This is a genomic window from Mesorhizobium sp. B3-1-8 (assembly GCF_006439495.1).
GTDB lineage: Bacteria > Pseudomonadota > Alphaproteobacteria > Rhizobiales > Rhizobiaceae > Mesorhizobium.
The window spans coordinates 19,795-38,273 of record NZ_VFTK01000032.1; the positions used below are offsets into that span (position 1 = coordinate 19,795).

Here is an 18,479-nt window from a genome sequence, read left to right on the forward strand (position 1 = left end):
GATGTACCCAATGAGTTGGCCAAATTCAATTGGTATGAAAGAAATTTTCCTGTCGTTATATATTCGACGGCACGTCACCTTTGGCACTATCGCCGTCCGGACGCGCCTTGTGAACCCAGATCGCATGGCGGATGCGCGCGATCCTGTAGGCGTCGAGGATCGAGAGGGCATAGATCAGGAAACCGCCGGCATGGCGGCCGATGAAGCCGGCGTCGGCCGGCGCCAGCTTGGTCGTTACCCAACCAAGGATCACCATGAAGAACAGGAACTGCAGGCCGCGCACCGGCACGCCGAGCATGACATGGCCGCTTGCCGGCAAAACGATCGCCGCGCCGAGCACGAGATACGGATTGGCCGGGGCGGAGGAAGCGGTCTCGTCGGTCATGCTGCCTGCCTTTCGCGCCGGTTGATGGCTTCGCGCAGGCCCGAAGCCACCGCGAGCAGGCGTTCGATCGAGGCAGGATCGATCCTGGTATCGCCGAACGCCGCCTGGCGGAACACGCCGTAGCGGGCGCGTTCGGCCTCCGCCAGCAGCCAGACGATGCGCACGCCGTTCGGCGTGACCAGCAATTCCTTGGCGCGACTTTCGGCAAAAATGCCGGTATGCGCGGCGATCAGGTCCTGCGGGAAAGCGACGCCCTTGCGGTCCGTCCTGAGCACTGCGTCGGCGGGAAAGCCGAGCACCTTCGGCAGCGTGTGCGCAAGATGATCGAAATTGGAAAACGTCGTCGCCGAATTCGGCCGCATCATCATGTCGAACGTACCCGGCACCGCGACCGGCTCGGTGATCGAAACGCTGAGCCAGCGTGTCGGCAGCTTTCGTGTCGCCAGCGTGTCGACGATGGTGCGCAGCTGGACGCGCTGGCCGTTCCAGGAACCGGCCCAGGTGACGACGCCGGCCGTGCCGTCGGAAATGTCGGCGGCGTCCGCAATGACGCTGCGAACGCTGGCCGTATCGGCGGCCAAGGCAGCCTTCGCCCTGTCGCGGCCGGCACGCGCCAGCCAGGCGATATGGACGACGACGCCCAGTGCGATCGCCCCGGTAAGCAATACTGACGTCAGCTCGGACATCGCGACACGCCACGGCCCGCCATCGAAAGGCGGGCCTTCACTCCACTCAATAACCCTGCGGCTTCGGCCACGGCATGGAGAACTGGTCGCCGCGCCGCACGAACTTGTAGCGGTAGAAGTGGAACCATAGCGAAATCAGGAAATAGAACACCGTCATCGCGATCAGCTGCGAGCCGAAGCCGAGGAAGATGGCGAAGAACGTCACCATGCACAGGCAGAACAGCACGATCGCGGGCAGCGGGTGGAAGGGGTGTGTGTAGCCGCGGCGGATCGAACCCAGTGGCCACTTCTTGCGGAACATCATGATGTTGATGCTCATGAAGGTGTATTGCAGCACGCCCGACAGGATCGAGAAGGTGATCGCCTGGTTGAGGTCGGCGATGAAGGCGAAGGCCAGCGCGATCGGCAGCAGGAACAGGATCGAGCGATAGGGCGTGCGATACTTCGGATGCACCGCCGAGAACCAGCTCGGCAGATAGCGGTCGCGGCCGAGCGAGAACCAGGCGCGCGCCGCGTCGTTGATGCAGCCATTGGCCGAGGCAAGCGCGGCAAGCAGCGTCGCGATGAAGAGCAGGTTTTCGAGCAGCGGGCTGCCGGTCAGCTTGCCGGCGTCCCACAGCGGATAATAGGTGATGCCGAGATATTCCCAGGGCATCAGCGAGGCGCAGACATACCAGGTCATCGCGGCGGCGATCAAAAGCGTGATCATGCCGGCCATGGTGCCGTAGGGCAGGGAGCGCGCCGGCGAGCGCACTTCCTCGGCCGCCTGGGTCGTTCCCTCGATGCCGAGATAGTACCAGATGCCGAACTGGAAGGCGGCGATCACGCCAATCCAGCCATAGGGCAGCGCATTGGCGGGGGTAACCAGTTCGTTGAGCTTCAGCACCGCGCCTTGCGTCCACGGGCTGACCGAGAAGAACAGGATGACGATCGAGACATAGGCGATCGCGGTGATGACGAAATTGACATTCAGCGTCATCAGCACGCCGCGATAGTTGAGCCAGGCGAGCACGACGATGGTGGCGGCGATGAAGGAATTGTGCGTCAGTCCTTCGACGCCGGCCTTGGCGACGATGGTGTCGCCGAGCAGGATCGCGTCCGACACCTCGAGCATGGTGTAGGCGAACACCAGGAACAGCGCGACGTTGAAGGCCATCAGTGGCCCGACGATATGCTTGGCCTGCGCATATTGGCCGCCGGCGGCGGCGACCGTCGACGTCACCTCCGAGTCGATCATCGCGACCGAGGTGTAGAGCAGTCCGACGACCCAGCAGACGATCAGCGCGGCGAGCGCGCCACCCTTGTCGGCGGAGAAATTCCAGCCGGTGAACTCGCCGACCAGCACGATGCCGACGCCCAGCGCCCACACATGCGCCGGGCCGAGCACCCGAAGCAGCGAGACCCTGTCGCCGTGGATTGTCGTCGTTTGTCCCGTTTCAACCGCAGCCGTCATATCAGTCCCCACTCAGATCCGGTGTTTTTCGGAAACGGCTTCAAGCTCACCTTCACGGGAAGACGTCAGAGTCTCCTCGGAATAGGTCGTATCGACCTTGAACCAGTCGTAGAGCATCCACAGCGCCAGCACGGCCGAGATGGCCCAGCAAACGTAAGACAGTCCCATCCACATGATGTTTTCCCCGGACTCTTTGTCGTCGAAGTCTCTTTGTCGTCGAAAGTCTCTTTGTCGTCGAAGTTTACTTGTCGTCGAACTTCTCGTTGATGACCTCGCGATATTCCTTGTCGGAGGCGCGGAACAGGAAGACGAAATAGGCGATCAGCACGATCGCCATGATGATCAGCGTCGGCCAATCGATGATGTAATGGAAGCGGTTCTGGATGATGTCGTGCGCCGTCTCGGGCGTGTAGCCCAGCTTCTCCCAGATCGAGGCCATGGTCGCGTTCTGGCCGAGCGCGTCCCAGGTCTTGGCGTCAAGCGCGTCGATCGACTTCGCCGCCCCGGCAAACCCGAGTTTCAGCGGCAGCCAGAGCGCCACGAAGATTGCGACCACCACGACCGCGATGTCGAAGACCTGTCCGGCTTTGCTTTGCTCCGGCGGGATATAGCGGGCCATGGTTTCTCCCTTCACGATTGACGGTTGCGGGCGGCGTCGGCGTTCTTGATGTCGAGCCCGTAGATGAAGTCCTTGTCTTCCTTGTAGTGGTTGAGCATGGCGAGGATCGCGGCGGTGTTGAAGATCAGCACCGCGGCGGCTGCAACCGCCACCACGAGCTTGATGCCGCTGTGCGGAATGTATGGCCATGTCATCAGGAGGACGAAGAGGATCGTTGCCCACAGGCACACGATCAGGAGCACGGACCCACGCACGTCGGAACGGTACAGCGCTTCGATGCGCTGCTGCATGTCGGACATCGGTTTTCCCCTTCTGGCGACGTCCGGCCACGCAACCGACCGGGCGTCCACTCTTTCAACAGAGTGAAATTTTTTTCATAAATTCCGCTCGATTCCCGAAATTGTCAAGCCGGATTTACGCATCGTAAACGGTTTGTTCAGGTCAAGAAATTTGCCTGACAATGAAATTATTTGCTTCAAGGGGATTGCAGGGCTTCGCCGTTTGCGGTCAATATTCGACCAAGCTCCGCCACCAAGCAGGAGCAGGGAACGGCAACGACTTAAATCGCACGGAGGACGATCGGATGACGGCATCCTGGAGATTCTCGACCCTGGCGGATCGCCATCGCGCGCTCGGCTCGAAACTCGAGGACTGGAGCGGCATGGGCACCGCCTGGACTTACGACAAGGATGCCGACGCGGAATATGTCGCGATCCGCACCAAGGCCGGGCTCATGGACGTCTCCGGCCTTAAGAAGGTCCACATCACCGGGCCGCACGCTTCGCATCTCATCGACCTCGCCACGACGCGCGACGTCGAAAAGATCTATCCCGGCAAGTCGGCCTATGCCTGCATGCTGAACGAAGCTGGAAAATTCACGGACGACTGCATCCTCTATCGCATCAGCCCGAACTCGTGGATGGTCGTGCACGGCTCCGGCACCGGCCACGAGGAACTGCAGCGGGCGGCGACGGGCCGCGATGTTTCGCTGCGCTTCGACGACAATCTGCATGACCTGTCGCTGCAGGGACCGACCGCCGTCGACTATCTTGCCAGGCACGTGCCCGGCATCCGCGATCTCAACTACTTCCATCATATGCACACGCAGCTCTTCGGTTTTCCGGTGATGATCTCGCGCACCGGCTACACCGGCGAGCGCGGCTACGAGATCTTCTGCCGCGGCCAGGATGCCGGCACGATCTGGGATAGGATCCTCGAGGAGGGCGAGAACGCCGGCATCATTCCGTGCCGCTTCACCACGCTCGACATGCTGCGCGTCGAGAGCTACCTGCTCTTCTACCCCTACGATAATTCCCAAAAGTATCCGTTCGAGAACGAAGGCCCCGGCGACACGCTGTGGGAACTCGGCCTCGACTTCACCGTCAGCCCCGGCAAGACTGGCTTCCGCGGTGCCGAGGAACACTACAGGCTGAAGGGCAAGGAGCGCTTCAAGATCTACGGCGTCCTGCTCGACGGCAAGGAGCCGGCCGACGAAGGCGCACCCGTCTACCGCGACGGCAAAAAGGTCGGCGTGGTCACTTGCGCCATGTATTCGCCGCTGGTCGAGAAATCGATGGGCATCGCGCGCCTCGATGTCGACTGCGCAGTCAAGGACACCAAGCTCGAGATCCGCAACAAGAGCGGCTCGATCAAGGCGACGGCGCAGCCCTTGCCGTTCGACGATCCGAAAAAGACCAAGCGGACCGCCAAGGGCTGAGGCATCATCAAGCGGGAGGGATTTCGAGGCACGAAGGAAAGAATGGCAGCCAAGACGATCATCAGCCGGCCCATTTACGGAACGCTCTCTCCGCAGCCCGGCAAGCATCATCTTTTCATCGCCGACGCCGAAGGCGCGCTGGCGATAACGGACATGGCCGGCAAGGCTCCGCCCGGCTTCTTCGACGGCGCCGAGATCGTCTTTATTCCCGACCCCGAGGGCAAGCACATCTCGGCGCTTGAGGCGCTGAAGCCGGCTCAGCTCCATCTGCCGCCGTCCTTCGCCAGCCTCCTGCCGCGGCTCAGGCAGACGCTGACCAACGCCCATATGGGGCTGCGTCTCTATCTGGCCGGCACCGAGGGCCTGATCGGCCAGGCCATGCAGGCCGCGCTCGAAGCCGGCATCGACCACACCTCGATTGAGACCGAGCATCGCGGCTCGCTGGCGCGGCGCATGCAGTGCGTGCACTGCAAGGGCATCACCGAGAATGTGACCACGCAGCCGGCCACTTGTTCGCATTGCGGCCTGCTGCTTCTGGTGCGCGATCACTATTCGCGGCGCCTCGCCGCCTTCCAGGGCGTGTGCATCAACGCCGAGGATCGCTCCGAGATTCCTCCGATGGAGGAGGCCTTCCCATGAGCACCGGCACCACCAAGCTCGACGTCGTCGTCAGCGACGTCGTTCCCGTCAACGATCTCGTCACCCGCTTCCATTTCCGCCGCCGCGACGGCGAGCTGCTGCCGACCTTTTCCGGCGGCGCCCATGTCGTGGTCGAGATGCGCGACGGCGACCGCACCAGGCTCAATCCCTATTCGCTGATGGGCTCGCCGCTCGACACGCGCGAATACACCATTTCCATCCGGCGCGACGATGTCGGCCGCGGCGGCTCGCTGTTCATGCATAGGTCCGTCAAGCCTGGCCTGGAGATGGTGATAAGCTATCCCGTGAACCTGTTCTCGCTCGATCTGAGAGCAAAAAAACACCTGATGCTGGCTGGCGGCATCGGCATCACGCCCTTCATGGCGCAGACCGCGCAACTGGCAGGGGACGGCGGCAATTTCGAATTGCACTACACCTGCCGCACCGCCTCGCTCGGCACCTATGCCGATGTGCTCCGAGAGCGCTACGGCAACCGGGTCAGGCTCTATCACGACGACCGCGAGGAGCGCATCGATATCGAGCGGCTCTTGTCCTCGCAGCCGCTCGGCACGCATCTCTATGTCTGCGGCCCAGCCGGCATGATCAACTGGGTGCGCGATCGCGCGGCAAGCCTCGGCTGGCCGCCGGAGACCGTGCATTTCGAGCATTTCGCGGCCCCGCAGCCCGGCGCGCCGTTCGACGTGACCTTGGCCGTCAGCGGCAAGACGATCCGTGTCGGCGAGCAGCAGAGCCTGCTCGAAGCCATAGAGGCAGCCGGCGTCGACCCGCCCTACCTGTGCCGCGGCGGCGTCTGCGGCCAATGCGAGACCAATGTGATCTCTTCCGACGGCAAGTTCATCCACAACGATCACTGGCTGAGCGCGGAAGATCACCGTTCCGGCTGCAAGATCATGCCTTGCGTCTCGCGCTTCGAGGGCAAGTCGCTGGTCCTGGAAAGATAGGAGGCGTCAATGGGTATCACCTTTCGCAAGGAAACTTTTCGCGACGACTTCACCTTCAAGAACAGCCCGGAGCACATCAGGCGCTTTCCGTTCCCGTTCAACGAAGATGCCTACATGTATGCGGTCAACATCGAGCCGCATGTCGTCGGGCCGAAGGGCAGCGTGCTCGAAAACCTGATCGACGTCGACGAGCACTATGTCGCCGAGATGCAGGACCGCGCGCTGGTGCTGGCCGAGGATCCGCTGCGCTGCCAGTCGCTGCCGCACATGACGCTGGCCGGCTGGGACCTGCTCGAGCTTCTGATGGAGCAGCAGGCGCTGGGATATCCCGAGCATTTCACACTGGAGCGAAACGGCGACCGCTGGCGCTGGATCAACCGTCCCCTCGGCATCGACGACACCTTCACCTTCGGCGACACCTCGACACTGTCCTACGGGCCGATGGAGTACATCACCCGCCAGAGCCAGGGCGATTTCTGCATCCTCGACCAGCGCGACGGCAATCTGTGGATGGATGCCGGCATGGTCACCACCCAGGCCGACTGGTCGCTCGACTTCGACATCGGCATGAATTTCTTCGAATGGCACGCTCCCGTGCCGTTGGCGCATGAGAAGGGCATCTTCACCCGCGCGCTGAAATTCCTCACCAACATCCAGCAGGGCAAGCCGGCCAGGCGCCTCAACTGGACGATGACCATCAATCCGCGCCTCGACACCAGCCCTGAGAATTATCACAAATGGGGTCCGGACCGCGCCACCGTCACGCCCGAGAATGTCGGCGACAAGGTGCATCTGCGCGTCGAATTGCAGAGCTTCTGGCGTCTGCCGCGCTCCAACGGCATCGTCTTCCCGATCCGCTGCTACCTGATCAAGATGGACGAGCTGGTGACGCAGCCGAAATGGGCGCGCCGCCTGCACCGCGTCATCCGCGACCTGCCGGAAGAGCTCGCCACCTACAAGGGCCTGACGCGGTACAGGTCGACGCTGGTCGAGTGGCTCTCGAAGCTCGACGACGGCAGCCCGACGTCACCGGGATTCGGGCCGGATTGAACCGCTGATCTCCGCCTTGGGCGCCCCGGCGCCGACGTCGGAGATTGGCCGAAACCCCCATGACGTCGTCATACTCGGGCTTGACCCGAGTATTCATGCCGTGACCTCGGGTGTAGGGTGCAAGTGCGCGGAATTCCGTAACCGTTGCAACGCTTTAGCGTCGCGGCATGGATTCTAGGGTCTGCGCGCGTCGCTTCGCTCCTTGCTTCGCCCTAGAATGACGAGCGCGGTAAGGGCGAGATCAGCCAATCACCCCGCCCTGTTCTGCGGATAGCAGATGATCGACAGATACCGCATCGGAAGCTGCGTCAGCTCTTCCGGTCCGTGCGGCGCGTCGGCGTCGAAGAACAGGCTGTCGCCCGGCTTCATCGGATAGAGATTGTTGCCGTGCCGGTAAACGACTTCGCCCTCGAGCATGTAGAGGAATTCCATGCCGGCATGCTGGAAGGTCGGGAACACGTCCGAATTCTCGGTGAGCGTGATGAGATAGGGCTCGACGACGACGCCGCTTGTGTTGGCGCCGATGTGGCCGAGCAGATTATACTGGTGGCCGGCGCGCGTGCCGCGCCGCTCCACGTCGACGCCTTCGCCGGCCTTGACGAAGACGGCGCTGTGCTCTTCCTCGAAACGGCGGAAGAAGGCGGTCACCGGAACGCCCAGTGCCCGCGACAGCGCCTGCAATGTCGTCAGCGATGGCGAGGTGATGCCGTTCTCGATCTTCGACAGCATGCCGAGCGAAATGTCTGTTGCCGTGGCGAGATCGGCGACGGTGATGCCGAGCTTCTTGCGGAACGCGCGAACCTCATGGCCGATCGCCACTTCCAGCACTTTTTCGCGCGTGTCGCGGATGGCGTGCGGATTCTGCGTCAGCGGCGTGCGGATCGTGCGCCCGTCCGCCGAAACGCGCTTCGACGGCGCCTTGCCCTTCGCTGCCGCATCGGTGGACCTGGTGCCGGAATTCTTGTTCGCCATGTCGCCCCCGACTCTCGCGGATTTATTTCACTCAAGGTGAACATATGCGGTGGCGATACAAGAGCGCAACCGCGACTGCAAGCCGACGAGTGTCGCAGGGGACCGATGGCTGGAACGCGAACGCCACGGCTTTTGCGCACAAAAACCGTTTCACGCAAACGTCGTTGCCGCAGATGTTTGTTGACAGCACCGAAGACCCAATTACTGTCACTGTGAGTGAAATTTGTTTCGCTGGGGAAATCAAAAAAGAGGAGGCCCGCAATGAAATCTCGTGTTGCCGTCATCGGCGCCGGACCGTCCGGTCTGGCGCAACTAAGGGCCTTCAAGTCGGCTGCCGACAAGGGTGCCGAGATCCCGGAAATCGTCTGTTTCGAAAAGCAGAGCGACTGGGGCGGCCTGTGGAACTACACCTGGCGCACCGGCCTCGACGAGCATGGCGATCCGGTGCATGGCTCGATGTATCGCTATCTGTGGTCGAACGGCCCGAAGGAATGCCTCGAATTCGCCGACTACACGTTCGAGGAGCACTTCGGCCGGCCGATCGCCTCCTATCCGCCGCGCGCCGTACTGTGGGATTACATCAAGGGCCGCGTCGAGAAATCGGGCCTGCGCGACTGGGTGCGCTTCAACAGCCCGGTGCGCATGGTGACCTATTCGGACGACACCAAGAAATTCACCGTCACCGCGCATGACCGCAGCAACGATGTGACCTACTCTGAAGAGTTCGACAACGTCGTCGTCGCCTCAGGCCATTTCTCGGTACCCAACGTGCCGTTCTTCGAAGGCTTCCTGACCTTCAACGGCCGCATCCTGCACAGCCACGACTTCCGCGACGCCATGGAGTTCAAGGGCAAGGACATCCTCATCATCGGGCGTTCCTACTCGGCCGAGGATATCGGTTCGCAATGCTACAAATACGGCGCCAAATCGATCACCTCCAGCTACCGCTCCAAGCCGATGGGCTTCAAATGGCCGGAGAACTGGAAGGAAGTGCCGCTGCTGCAGAAGGTCGTCGGCAAGACCGCGCATTTCAAGGACGGCACCACCAAGGATGTCGACGCCATCATCCTGTGCACCGGCTACCTGCATTCCTTCCCGTTCCTGACCGACGACCTCAAGCTCAAGACCGCCAACCGCATGTGGCCGCTCGATCTCTACGAAGGCGTCGTCTGGGAGAAGAACCCGAAGCTTTTCTACATCGGCATGCAGGACCAGTTCTACACCTTCAACATGTTCGACGCGCAGGCCTGGTACGCACGCGACGTCATCATGGGCCGCATCAAGCTGCCGTCGGCCCAGGCGATGGCCGAGCACGGCGCCAAGTGGCGCGCGCGCGAAGAGACGCTCGAGGATGCCGAGCAGATGATCTGGTTCCAGGGCGACTACACCAAGGAACTGATGGACCAGACCGACTATCCGGGCTTCGACGTCGAGGCGGTCAACCGCACCTTCATGGAGTGGGAGCACCACAAGATGGAAAATATCATGACCTTCCGCGACAATGCCTACCGCTCGCTGATGACCGGCACCATGGCGCCGGTCCATCATACGCCCTGGCTGCAGGCGTTGGACGATTCCATGGAGAGCTATCTCGAGGTGAAAGGGGTCGCGGCCGAGTAGGACGGCGCGCTCACGCCAACGCTCCCGATGTGAAATCAAAATGTGTGGGGTGTCTCTCGGGACACCCCACACGATCTACCAGCAGACGTAGCCGCCATCGACGATCAGGTCGAGGCCGGTCACGAAGCTGGACGCGCGGCTGGCCAGGAACACGGTCGGTCCAACCATTTCCTCCGGCGCCGCCATGCGACCCATGGGCGTGTCGCGTTTGAAAACCTTCACTTCTTCCGCCACCTCGGGCCGTTTGTTCATCGGCGTCAACGTGTAGCCGGGGCTGATGACATTGACGCGCAGGCCGCGATCGGCCCACTCCATGGCGAGGCTCTTCGACATGTGGATGACGGCGGCCTTGGAGGAATTGTAATGCGCCTGTGTCAGCCCCCGGTTGACGATGGTGCCCGACATCGAGGCGATGTTGATGATGGAGCCTCTTTGCCGCGTCAGCATCTTGCGCGCTTCAGCTTGGCAGGACAAGAACGCGCCCGCCACGTTGACATCGTGAATCTTGCGCCACGTCTCCAGCGACAATGTCTCGGCAGGGTCGGAGCCGGCGATGCCGGCATTGTTGACGGCGACGGTCAGCGCGCCGAGTTCAGCCTCAACGCGATCGATCGCCGTCGCGAGGTCGCTGTCGGAGGTAACCGTGCCGGTCAGCGCCAGCGCTTTGCGGCCAAGTGCTGTGATTCTGTGAGCGGTCTCTTCAAGCCCGCCCTTGGACGCATGGCCGAAACAAGCGACGTCGGCGCCTGCTTCGGCCAGCCCGATCGCGATAGCCTGGCCGATTCCGCTGCCTGCGCCGGTGACCAGCGCGACGTCACCACTCAGCTTGAAGAGATCCATTGTTAGCCCTCCCTGACCGAAGGGAAGGTATGCGCTGAATTATGCCCCGATCAAGCGGTCCTGTGGGCGGGCCGCCTCGCGGTTCAGAAATAGCCGTCCGATGCCGCCGTCGCTTCCTTCGGGATCTCGACGCCGTCGACCAGGATCTTGTCGACCAGCTCATGGTGGAAGCAGACCAGGCCCTTGATCCGCTCGGCCTCGTGCACCGGCTCTGGATAATGCCAGACCAGATTCTCGTGTCGCTTCTTCGGCGTCGTCACATGGTAATAGTTGGAGATGCCCTTGTAGGGGCAGCGCGAGATGTAGCGGCTGGGCGAAAACATATCGAGCCGCGTGTCCGAGATCGGCAGATAATGCCGCACCGGATGGCCGGTCTCGAACAGGAACACGCCGCGCCGCGAATCGGCCACCTGCTCGCCGTCGAGGATCACCTGCACGCGCCGCGATGAAGGCAGGCAGTCGACGCGGCGGAACGGATCGCGGGCGTGCACGAAGATCTCTTCGTCCTCTTCATACCAGTGGGTCATCTTCGGCCAGTAGAAAGAGATGTAGTCGGCGATCGGCGGACAGCCCTTGACGGGGTCGAGGTAGCGCCAGGCGCCGTCCTCGACCAGCGTGATGCCGGTGTTCAGCGAATAATGCGTGGCGACACCCTTGAACGGGTCTTCGGTCGTCGTCCGGCTCGGCAGCAGGAACTCTTCCCGCATGTCGCTCATCGGGAAGTAGTATACGGGCAGATGGTCGCTCTCCTGGAACACCAGCGCCTTGGTGGTATCGGCGACGATCATCGGCCCGATCTGCACCCTGATCCGTTTGGGCGAGGGCATGGTGAAGGCGACATAGCCCGGTTCGAACTCGTACTGCACGATGTTGTCGAGCACCGGGAAATGCGGCCCGCGGCCGCGCAGATGGGGCTTGCGAATGGTCGTCGTCCTCTTCTCGTCGTTTGCCGCCGGGTTCTTTCGCGCAGCCATGGTCATGACGCCACCGATACGCGATCGAGCAGCAGGCCGGCGGCGATCGGCGGCAGGCCGCTGACATTCTTGCGCACCGGCACCAGAAGGTCCGGGAAATAGCTGAAGATCACAGGCGTCTCGTCCAGCAGCAGCTTCTGGATGTCGGAAGCGGCCTTGCGCTGGGAGTCGAGGTCGAGCGCCTTCAAATAGCTGGCGACCATGCCGTCATAGGTCGCGTTCTTGAAATGCGCCGCGTTCCACGGACCGTCGCTGACCAACGGGCTCTTCAGGAAGACGTTCGGCACGCTGCGGTGCGCGTAGTCGGTGATGCCGAGCGGGCTGTCCAGCCAGTCCGACTGGCCGAACACCGCCTTGCCGTAATATTTGTCCTGATCCTCGATGTTGAGCGGGATGCGGGCGCCGATCTCCTTGGCGAAGTTCTGGAACAGTTGCGCGTAGCCGGGAATGTCGGAATAGCGCAGCGTCGTCAGCGTCATGTCGAAGCCGTTGGCGAGCCCCGCCGCTTCCATCAGTTGCTTGGCCTTGGCGATGTCCTGCGTACGCTGCGGCACCGACTTGTCGGTGACCGGGAAGGCCGGCGCGAACGGGCTGTCATTGCCGGTCGCGGCCATGCCGCGGCAGAGTCCGTCGACCAGTTGGGAGCGGTCAATGCACAAGGCCAGCGCCTGGCGCACGCGCTTGTCGGTGAAGGGCGCCATGTCGCAGCGCATGTGGAGCTGGCGATGCGCGGTCGAGGCGACGCGCAGCACGGTGATGTCGGGATTGCCCAGCACCACCTGGCTGACGTCGAGCGGGATCGCGTCGAGAACGTCGACCTCGCCCGCCTGCAGCGCCAGGATGCGCGGCTGCACGTCGCCGTAGAATTTGAACTCGAGCCGGTCAGGCAGCGCTTTCTCGCCCCAATAGTCGGGATTGCGCACGAAATTCGCGCCGACCTTCGGCGTGTAGCTTTCGAGCCGGAACGGACCGGTGCCTTCGAAGGTCTTCTCGTAGTCGCCCTTGTAGCTCGCCGGCAGGATGACGGCGTTGTAATTGTCGATCGACACCGAATAGGGGAAGCTGCCGTTCGGCGCGTCGAGATGGAATTCGACCGTGTGGTCGTCGACCTTGCGCGTGCCGCCCTTCGACAGCAGGCCCTTGAACACCGACAGAGCGTTGGACGTGCCGTTCGGGTCGGCAAGGCGATCGAAGGTCGCCACGACGTCGTCGGCTTTAAAAGCCTCGCCATTGTGGAATTTCACGCCCTTGCGCAGCTTGAAGGTCCACACGCTGCCATCGGCGTTGGGCGACCAGCTTTCGGCCAGCACCGGCTTCAGCGTCAGGTCGGGCTGCGTCACGCACAGGAACTCGGCCGTCTGGAAAACCAGCTGATAGCTGCCGCTGTCATAGAAGGTGACGGGATCGATGGCGCCGCCCGGCACCGCGACGCCGGCGCGCACCGTGCCGCCTGGCTTGCCTTCGGCGCGCGCTTGCGGAGCGCCGAGGCCGATCGCCGAAGCGATGCCGCCGAGGAAAGGCAGCGACAGGCCGAGCACGCTGCCATGGCGCAGGAATTCGCGCCGGTCGATCCTGCCTGCGAGCAATTCGTCGATAGCGGAATTTTCGATTGCGCCGAGGGTATTGCGAGCGGCATCGATCGTCCTGAAATGCTTCGGCATAGCGGCATTCCTTGTTTGTCGCGGGGGGCTTTGGCATTTAGGCCACTGTTGACCGCGACCGGAAAGCGATATTTTTTGATTGGAGCCATCGGAATTTTCGATGGCGGTACACTGAAAGGCGAGGAACCATGGACACTGAGAATCTGCGCAGTTTCCTGGAGGTCGCGGCGCATGGCAGCTTCACCGTCGCCGCTCATCGGCTGAACCTCGCCCAGTCCACCGTCAGCGCGCGCATTCGCGGCCTCGAGGAACAGTTGGGTCGCAAGCTGTTCGTTCGCGATAGTGACGGCGTCACGCTGTCGCCGGCCGGCCGGCAGTTCCTGCCGCATGCCTCGACGATCACCCGCACCTGGGAGCAATCGCGCCAGGACATCGCCGTTCCCGATGGCTACGAGACATTGCTGAGGCTGACCGCGCCCGCCTACCTCTGGGACAGCATCACTTCGCCCTGGATCGCCTGGATGCGCGCGAAGCGGCCGAATGTGGCGCTCAGGCTGGAAGGCAGTTTCCCGGATCTGGCGGTCGACCAGATCGCCGAGGGCTTGCTCGACATCTGCATCCTCTATCTGCCGAAGCCGCATCCGGGCATCGTCTATGAGACCTTGGCCGTCGACCAGGTGGTTCTCGTCCAGCACGCCGAGCAGCCAGGATCGTGGACCGACAACTACATCCTGATGGACTGGGGGCTGGAGTTCCGTATCGAGCACGACCGTGCCTTTGCCGGGATGGTGAAGCCGGCGATCTCGGCCGGGCTGGTGTTCATCGGCCTGCAGCACGTCCTGTCGCAGAAGGCGGCCGCTTACTTGCCGCTCAGCGCGGTCAGCTCGCATATCGAGCGCGGCGAGCTGAAGCGCGTGAAGGGCACGCCGGTGTTCCAGCGACCGATCTATCTTGCCTATCCCGCCAATCCGGCATCGTCCGATGCTCTCGACATTGCGCTGAAAGGCCTCCGCATGCTGGTAAGGGATTGGTCGGACGCAAGCGGCTTTGCCGAGGGCGATCGCGCCCTCAGTATGGCGGATGCGCCGGTGCCCTGATTGCCGTCAGGCCGTCTCCACGGTCTTCGACCTCTGCAGCCGTGCCAATTCCGCGTAGGGGATATGGCAGCGGATCGTGTGGCCTGGCTGGGCCTCGGTGAGGTCAGGTTCCTGCGTCTCGCAGATGGCGCCGATCTTACGTGGGCAGCGCGTGTGGAAGACGCAGCCCGTCGGCGGGTTGGCCGCACTTGGGATTTCGCCGTCGAGACGGATGCGCGAGCTCTCGGTGCGGTCGAGTTTTGGAACCGCCGACAGCAGCGCTTCGGTGTAGGGATGGTGCGGGCCGGAAAACACCGCCTCCGACGGCCCGAACTCCATGATGCGGCCAAGATAGAGCACTGCGATCTTGTCGGAGAGATAGCGCACCACGCCAAGGTCGTGCGAGATGAAGATATAGCTGACATCCTGCCTCGACTGCAGGTCGGCCAGAAGGTTGAGGATCGCCGCCTGCACCGAGACGTCGAGCGCCGAGGTCGGCTCGTCGCACACGACGATACGCGGATCGCCGGCGAAGGCGCGCGCGATCGCCACGCGCTGCTTCAGCCCGCCCGACAACTGGCGCGGCTTGACCGCGAGATGCCGGTCGGTGAGCCGCACCGAGCGGACGAGCTCTTCCAGGCGTGTATCCAGCGTCTTGCCGCTGAGCCCGCCCAGCCGCTTCAGGGCTCGGCTCAATATATGCCGGATCGAATGCGAGCGGTTGAGCGCCGAGTCCGGATTCTGGAAGACGATCTGCACTGCCTTGACCTGGTCTTCCGAGCGGCTGGCGAGCCGCGGCGCCAACTGCTTGCCCTCGAGCTCGATCGAGCCGCCGTCGTCCGGTGCGACGAGGCCGAGCAGGAGCCGCGCGAAGGTGGTCTTGCCGCTGCCGGATTCGCCGACCAGGCCAAGAGTCTCGCCGGGGCTCAGGCTGACCGAGACGTCCTTCACCGCCCGCAGCGGGCGGCCGTGGCTGGCATAGGTCTTGTTCAGCCCCTCGACCTGCAGCACCGGCGGCGCCTGCTTCGGCGGGACGGCAGCGATCTCGGCGGGCGTGGCGCGCGGCAGCGACTGCGCCTTGTCGTGATAGTGGCAGCGCGACAGGCGGCCATCGCCGAGCTCGTAGAGCGGCGGCGGCTCGGCGCGGCAGCGTTCGGTGGCCAAAGCGCAGCGGTCGGCGAAGGCGCAGCCGGTGATGGTGGCGCCGATGCCGGGTAGGAAGCCCGGAATGGTGTCGAGCCGGCCCTGGTCCTTGCGCTGGCCGCCGCGCGGCAGGCAGCGCAACAGCGCCACCGTGTAAGGATGCCGCGGATCGTTGAAGACGTCCTTGGTCGAGCCTTCCTCGACCAGCATGCCGGCATAGAGCACGCCGACGCGGTCGCACATGTTGGAGACAACGGCGAGGTTGTGGCTGATGAACAGGATCGAGGCCGACAGCTCGCGCCGCAACTGCCCGATCAGGTCGAGCACTTCCGCTTCGACCGTGGCGTCAAGGCCCGTCGTCGGCTCGTCGAGGATCAGCATCGAGGGGTCGTTGGCCAAGGCCATGGCGATCGCCACGCGCTGCTGCATGCCGCCGGAAAGCTGATGCGGATAGCGCTGCATGACGCTGGCCGGATCGGAGATGCGCACCCGGTTCAGCATGGCGAGCGCCTTGTCTTGCGCCGCCTGTCCGGTGACGCCGGTAAGCTCGAAAATCTCGGTTAGCTGGCGGCCGATGCGCAGCGACGGGTTCAGCGCCTTGCCGGGATCCTGGTAGACCATCGACACGCTGTCCGCGCGGGCGCGCCTGAGCGCTTCCGCGTCGAGCTTCATCACATCCTTGCCGTCGAGCGCGATCGAGCCGCCGGTGATGGAGCCGTTGCGCGGCAGATAGCGCACCACCGAAAGTGCCACGGTGGATTTGCCGCAGCCGGATTCACCGACCAGCCCGTAGGCTTCGCCGGCCCCGATGGTCAGGTTGACGTTGCGCAGCACCGCCCGGTTGCGGCGGCCGACGCGATAGGCGACCGAGAGGTCCTTCAGCTCGAGCGCGTTGGCGGCTTGGCTAGGCTCAGTCATTGAACGCTCCATGCACGCCGTCGGCCACCAGGTTGACGCCGATCACCAGCGAGGCGATGGCCAGGGCATCGAACAGCACCGTCCACCAGAAGCCGCCGCCGATCATGCCGTAATTGGAGGAAATCGACAGGCCCCAGTCGGGCGAGGGCGGCTGGATGCCGAAGCCCATGAAGGAAAGCGTGGCCACCGCGAAGATGGCGTAGCCCAGCCGCACCGTCGTCTCGACCAGGATCGGCGGGATGACGTTGGGCAGGATCTCGACGAACATGGTGTGCAGCGCGCCCTCGTGGCGCAGCTTTGCCGCGGCCACATAGTCGAGCTCGCGTTCGGCCAGCACCGCCGAGCGCACGGTGCGGGCGATGATCGGCGCGAAGCTCAGGCCGATGACGACGATGACGGTGATCTTCGAGGTGCCGAGCGCGACGATGGCGAGCAGCGCGATGATCACCACCGGGATCGCCATGAAGGCTTCGAGCACGCGGCTGACGATGTCGTCGACGATGCCGCGGAAATAGCCGATGACGAGGCCGAGCGCGGTGCCGGCGATGGTCGCAAGGATGGTGGCCAGCGGCGCTACCGTCAGGATGTCGCGCGAGCCGACGATGACGCGCGAGAACACGTCGCGGCCGAGCTGGTCGGTGCCGAACCAGTGATCGGCCGCCGGCGGCGTCAGCGCGTTGATGATGTCGCTTGCCAGCGGGTCGTAGGGGACGAAGTGCTGGCCGAACAGCGCGCAGACAACCCAGAACAAAAGGATGAAAAGCCCGGTCAGGAAGGTGCCGGACCTGGAGAGCGAATGCAGCACTTCGCCCCAAGGGCTGCGCTGTGCGGTATCGGGCGCCGGCAGGCTGACAGGTGTATCTGTCGCGCTCATTGCTCTGCTCCCAGCCGGATGCGCGGATTGAGCACGGAATAGAGGAAGTCGGCGATCAAGGTCGCCACCGCATAGACGATGCCGATGGTGAGGATGCCGGCTTCGAGCATCGGGAAGTCCTTGCCGCGCGCGGCGGTGAAGATCAGCGAGCCGATGCCCTGATAGCGGAACAGCGTCTCGATCACGACCAGGCCGCCGATGAGATAGCCGGTCTGGGTGGCGATCACCGTGATGGTCGGCAACAGCGCGTTGCGCAGCACATGGCGCCAGATCACCGTGCGCCACGGCAGGCCCTTGAGAACCGCGGTGCGCGTATAGTCGGAATCGAGCGCCTCGATCATGCCGGAGCGCGCCATGCGCGCGATATAGCCGAACAGCACCAAAAACAGCGGCAGCGAGGGCAGGATCAGGTAGTAGAGCTGGGTGAAGAAGCCGGCGCCTTTCGGCCAGGCGGCGGCGATCGGCAGCCAGCGCAGCCACACCCCGAAGATCAGGATCAGGATGATGCCGGTGACGAACTCGGGCAGCACCGTGACCGACAGGCCGCCGAGGCTGATGATGCGGTCGAGCGGCCGGTTGAAATTGAGCGCGGCGATCACCCCGCCGAGGATGCCGATCGGCACCACCAGCACGAAGGCGACCAGCGCCAGCTTCATCGAATTGCCCAAGGCATCGATGACGAACGGCGCCACCGGCGCGCGGAAGACATAGGAGGTGCCCATGTCGCCGTGCAGAAAATTCCAGATCCAGCTGCCATATTGGATGAGCAGCGGCCGGTCGACGCCGAGCGAATGGTTCAGCGCATCCACCGCGCGCTGGTCGGCGAACGGCCCCAGAATGGCCCGCCCGACATTGCCAGGCAGCACCTGGCCGCCAAGGAACACCATGACGCTGAGCAGGAACAGCGTGACGAGCGACAGTGCCAGGCGCCGGACGAGGAAAGCTAGAAT

The 18,479-nt window shown here is 63.4% G+C and carries 19 protein-coding genes; 6 read left to right on the forward strand and 13 right to left on the reverse strand.

Annotated features, from left to right (window positions below; genetic code table 11):
- Positions 1-55: 55 nt before the first annotated feature.
- From FJ424_RS25165 to FJ424_RS25190, 6 genes are all read right to left on the reverse strand, one after another.
- Positions 56-385 (reverse strand): hypothetical protein, encoded by a 330-nt coding sequence (locus FJ424_RS25165; protein WP_140657751.1) that lies wholly within the window; start codon positions 383-385, stop codon positions 56-58.
- A complete protein-coding gene (locus tag FJ424_RS25170) occupies positions 382-1,071 on the reverse strand; it encodes a hypothetical protein (protein ID WP_181167004.1) in 690 nt (229 codons plus the stop codon). The genes FJ424_RS25165 and FJ424_RS25170 overlap by 4 nt, the downstream gene beginning before the upstream one ends.
- A 46-nt stretch (positions 1,072-1,117) precedes the next feature.
- Positions 1,118-2,524, reverse strand: a complete 1,407-nt coding sequence (locus FJ424_RS25175) for an APC family permease (protein ID WP_140657749.1) — start codon at positions 2,522-2,524, stop codon at positions 1,118-1,120.
- Between the two features lie 12 nt (positions 2,525-2,536).
- Entirely contained in the window at positions 2,537-2,698 is a 162-nt protein-coding gene (locus FJ424_RS25180) for a hypothetical protein (RefSeq protein ID WP_140657747.1), read from the reverse strand.
- A gap of 67 nt (positions 2,699-2,765) precedes the next feature.
- Positions 2,766-3,143 carry a hypothetical protein gene (locus tag FJ424_RS25185; RefSeq protein WP_140657745.1) on the reverse strand — a complete coding sequence of 126 codons (378 nt, stop codon included), beginning with the start codon at positions 3,141-3,143 and terminating at the stop codon, positions 2,766-2,768.
- Positions 3,144-3,154: 11 nt separating this feature from the next.
- Positions 3,155-3,442, reverse strand: coding sequence for a hypothetical protein (locus FJ424_RS25190; protein ID WP_095768768.1), 288 nt, complete (start codon positions 3,440-3,442; stop codon positions 3,155-3,157).
- A gap of 284 nt (positions 3,443-3,726) precedes the next feature.
- Between FJ424_RS25190 and FJ424_RS25195 the strand changes: the two genes are divergently transcribed.
- The 4 genes from FJ424_RS25195 to FJ424_RS25210 are packed head-to-tail and all read left to right on the forward strand — an operon-like array spanning position 3,727 to position 7,511.
- A complete protein-coding gene (locus tag FJ424_RS25195) occupies positions 3,727-4,860 on the forward strand; it encodes an aminomethyltransferase family protein (RefSeq protein ID WP_140657743.1) in 1,134 nt (377 codons plus the stop codon).
- A gap of 42 nt (positions 4,861-4,902) precedes the next feature.
- A complete protein-coding gene (locus FJ424_RS25200; protein ID WP_140657741.1) occupies positions 4,903-5,499 on the forward strand; it encodes a dimethylamine monooxygenase subunit DmmA family protein in 597 nt (198 codons plus the stop codon).
- Positions 5,496-6,461 (forward strand): PDR/VanB family oxidoreductase, encoded by a 966-nt coding sequence (locus FJ424_RS25205; protein ID WP_140657739.1) that lies wholly within the window; start codon positions 5,496-5,498, stop codon positions 6,459-6,461. The genes FJ424_RS25200 and FJ424_RS25205 overlap by 4 nt, the downstream gene beginning before the upstream one ends.
- Positions 6,462-6,470: 9 nt before the next feature.
- Positions 6,471-7,511: a DUF3445 domain-containing protein gene (locus FJ424_RS25210; protein ID WP_140657736.1), complete on the forward strand. Its 1,041-nt coding sequence runs from the start codon at positions 6,471-6,473 to the stop codon at positions 7,509-7,511.
- A 249-nt stretch (positions 7,512-7,760) separates the two neighbouring features.
- On the opposite strand, the gene FJ424_RS25215 is transcribed toward FJ424_RS25210, so the two are convergent.
- Complete coding sequence (locus FJ424_RS25215; protein ID WP_140657734.1) at positions 7,761-8,483, reverse strand: XRE family transcriptional regulator; 723 nt, start codon at positions 8,481-8,483, stop codon at positions 7,761-7,763.
- A 261-nt stretch (positions 8,484-8,744) separates the two neighbouring features.
- Between FJ424_RS25215 and FJ424_RS25220 the strand changes: the two genes are divergently transcribed.
- Positions 8,745-10,103, forward strand: coding sequence for an NAD(P)/FAD-dependent oxidoreductase (locus tag FJ424_RS25220; protein ID WP_140657732.1), 1,359 nt, complete (start codon positions 8,745-8,747; stop codon positions 10,101-10,103).
- Positions 10,104-10,178: 75 nt separating this feature from the next.
- On the opposite strand, the gene FJ424_RS25225 is transcribed toward FJ424_RS25220, so the two are convergent.
- From FJ424_RS25225 to FJ424_RS25235, 3 genes are all read right to left on the reverse strand, one after another.
- Positions 10,179-10,943 (reverse strand): SDR family oxidoreductase, encoded by a 765-nt coding sequence (locus FJ424_RS25225; protein WP_140657730.1) that lies wholly within the window; start codon positions 10,941-10,943, stop codon positions 10,179-10,181.
- 83 nt (positions 10,944-11,026) lie between these two features.
- The gene (locus FJ424_RS25230) at positions 11,027-11,917 is read right to left on the reverse strand and encodes a DUF427 domain-containing protein (RefSeq protein ID WP_140657728.1); all 891 of its coding nucleotides are present in this window, start codon (positions 11,915-11,917) and stop codon (positions 11,027-11,029) included.
- A 2-nt stretch (positions 11,918-11,919) separates the two neighbouring features.
- Positions 11,920-13,578: an ABC transporter substrate-binding protein gene (locus FJ424_RS25235; RefSeq protein WP_140657726.1), complete on the reverse strand. Its 1,659-nt coding sequence runs from the start codon at positions 13,576-13,578 to the stop codon at positions 11,920-11,922.
- 128 nt (positions 13,579-13,706) lie between these two features.
- On the opposite strand from FJ424_RS25235, the gene FJ424_RS25240 reads away from it, so the two are divergent.
- On the forward strand, positions 13,707-14,615 hold the full coding sequence (locus FJ424_RS25240; protein ID WP_140657724.1) for a LysR family transcriptional regulator: 909 nt from the start codon (positions 13,707-13,709) through the stop codon (positions 14,613-14,615).
- 6 nt (positions 14,616-14,621) lie between these two features.
- On the opposite strand, the gene FJ424_RS25245 is transcribed toward FJ424_RS25240, so the two are convergent.
- From FJ424_RS25245 to FJ424_RS25255, 3 genes are read right to left on the reverse strand one after another with little or no spacing between them, the layout of a single operon-like run.
- Positions 14,622-16,655, reverse strand: coding sequence for an ABC transporter ATP-binding protein (locus tag FJ424_RS25245; protein WP_140657722.1), 2,034 nt, complete (start codon positions 16,653-16,655; stop codon positions 14,622-14,624).
- Positions 16,648-17,529, reverse strand: a complete 882-nt coding sequence (locus FJ424_RS25250; protein ID WP_140657720.1) for an ABC transporter permease — start codon at positions 17,527-17,529, stop codon at positions 16,648-16,650. Before FJ424_RS25250 ends, FJ424_RS25245 begins: the two co-directional genes overlap by 8 nt.
- The gene (locus FJ424_RS25255; protein ID WP_140657718.1) at positions 17,526-18,479 is read right to left on the reverse strand and encodes an ABC transporter permease; all 954 of its coding nucleotides are present in this window, start codon (positions 18,477-18,479) and stop codon (positions 17,526-17,528) included. The genes FJ424_RS25250 and FJ424_RS25255 overlap by 4 nt, the downstream gene beginning before the upstream one ends.

Coding starts and splice junctions, on each gene's coding strand:
- FJ424_RS25165 (WP_140657751.1), bottom strand. CDS start 385: ATGACCGACGAGACCGCTTCCTCCGCCCCGGCCAATCCGTATCTCGTG.
- FJ424_RS25170 (WP_181167004.1), bottom strand. CDS start 1,071: ATGTCCGAGCTGACGTCAGTATTGCTTACCGGGGCGATCGCACTGGGC.
- FJ424_RS25175 (WP_140657749.1), bottom strand. CDS start 2,524: ATGACGGCTGCGGTTGAAACGGGACAAACGACGACAATCCACGGCGAC.
- FJ424_RS25180 (WP_140657747.1), bottom strand. CDS start 2,698: ATGTGGATGGGACTGTCTTACGTTTGCTGGGCCATCTCGGCCGTGCTG.
- FJ424_RS25185 (WP_140657745.1), bottom strand. CDS start 3,143: ATGGCCCGCTATATCCCGCCGGAGCAAAGCAAAGCCGGACAGGTCTTC.
- FJ424_RS25190 (WP_095768768.1), bottom strand. CDS start 3,442: ATGTCCGACATGCAGCAGCGCATCGAAGCGCTGTACCGTTCCGACGTG.
- FJ424_RS25195 (WP_140657743.1), top strand. CDS start 3,727: ATGACGGCATCCTGGAGATTCTCGACCCTGGCGGATCGCCATCGCGCG.
- FJ424_RS25200 (WP_140657741.1), top strand. CDS start 4,903: ATGGCAGCCAAGACGATCATCAGCCGGCCCATTTACGGAACGCTCTCT.
- FJ424_RS25205 (WP_140657739.1), top strand. CDS start 5,496: ATGAGCACCGGCACCACCAAGCTCGACGTCGTCGTCAGCGACGTCGTT.
- FJ424_RS25210 (WP_140657736.1), top strand. CDS start 6,471: ATGGGTATCACCTTTCGCAAGGAAACTTTTCGCGACGACTTCACCTTC.
- FJ424_RS25215 (WP_140657734.1), bottom strand. CDS start 8,483: ATGGCGAACAAGAATTCCGGCACCAGGTCCACCGATGCGGCAGCGAAG.
- FJ424_RS25220 (WP_140657732.1), top strand. CDS start 8,745: ATGAAATCTCGTGTTGCCGTCATCGGCGCCGGACCGTCCGGTCTGGCG.
- FJ424_RS25225 (WP_140657730.1), bottom strand. CDS start 10,943: ATGGATCTCTTCAAGCTGAGTGGTGACGTCGCGCTGGTCACCGGCGCA.
- FJ424_RS25230 (WP_140657728.1), bottom strand. CDS start 11,917: ATGGCTGCGCGAAAGAACCCGGCGGCAAACGACGAGAAGAGGACGACG.
- FJ424_RS25235 (WP_140657726.1), bottom strand. CDS start 13,578: ATGCCGAAGCATTTCAGGACGATCGATGCCGCTCGCAATACCCTCGGC.
- FJ424_RS25240 (WP_140657724.1), top strand. CDS start 13,707: ATGGACACTGAGAATCTGCGCAGTTTCCTGGAGGTCGCGGCGCATGGC.
- FJ424_RS25245 (WP_140657722.1), bottom strand. CDS start 16,655: ATGACTGAGCCTAGCCAAGCCGCCAACGCGCTCGAGCTGAAGGACCTC.
- FJ424_RS25250 (WP_140657720.1), bottom strand. CDS start 17,529: ATGAGCGCGACAGATACACCTGTCAGCCTGCCGGCGCCCGATACCGCA.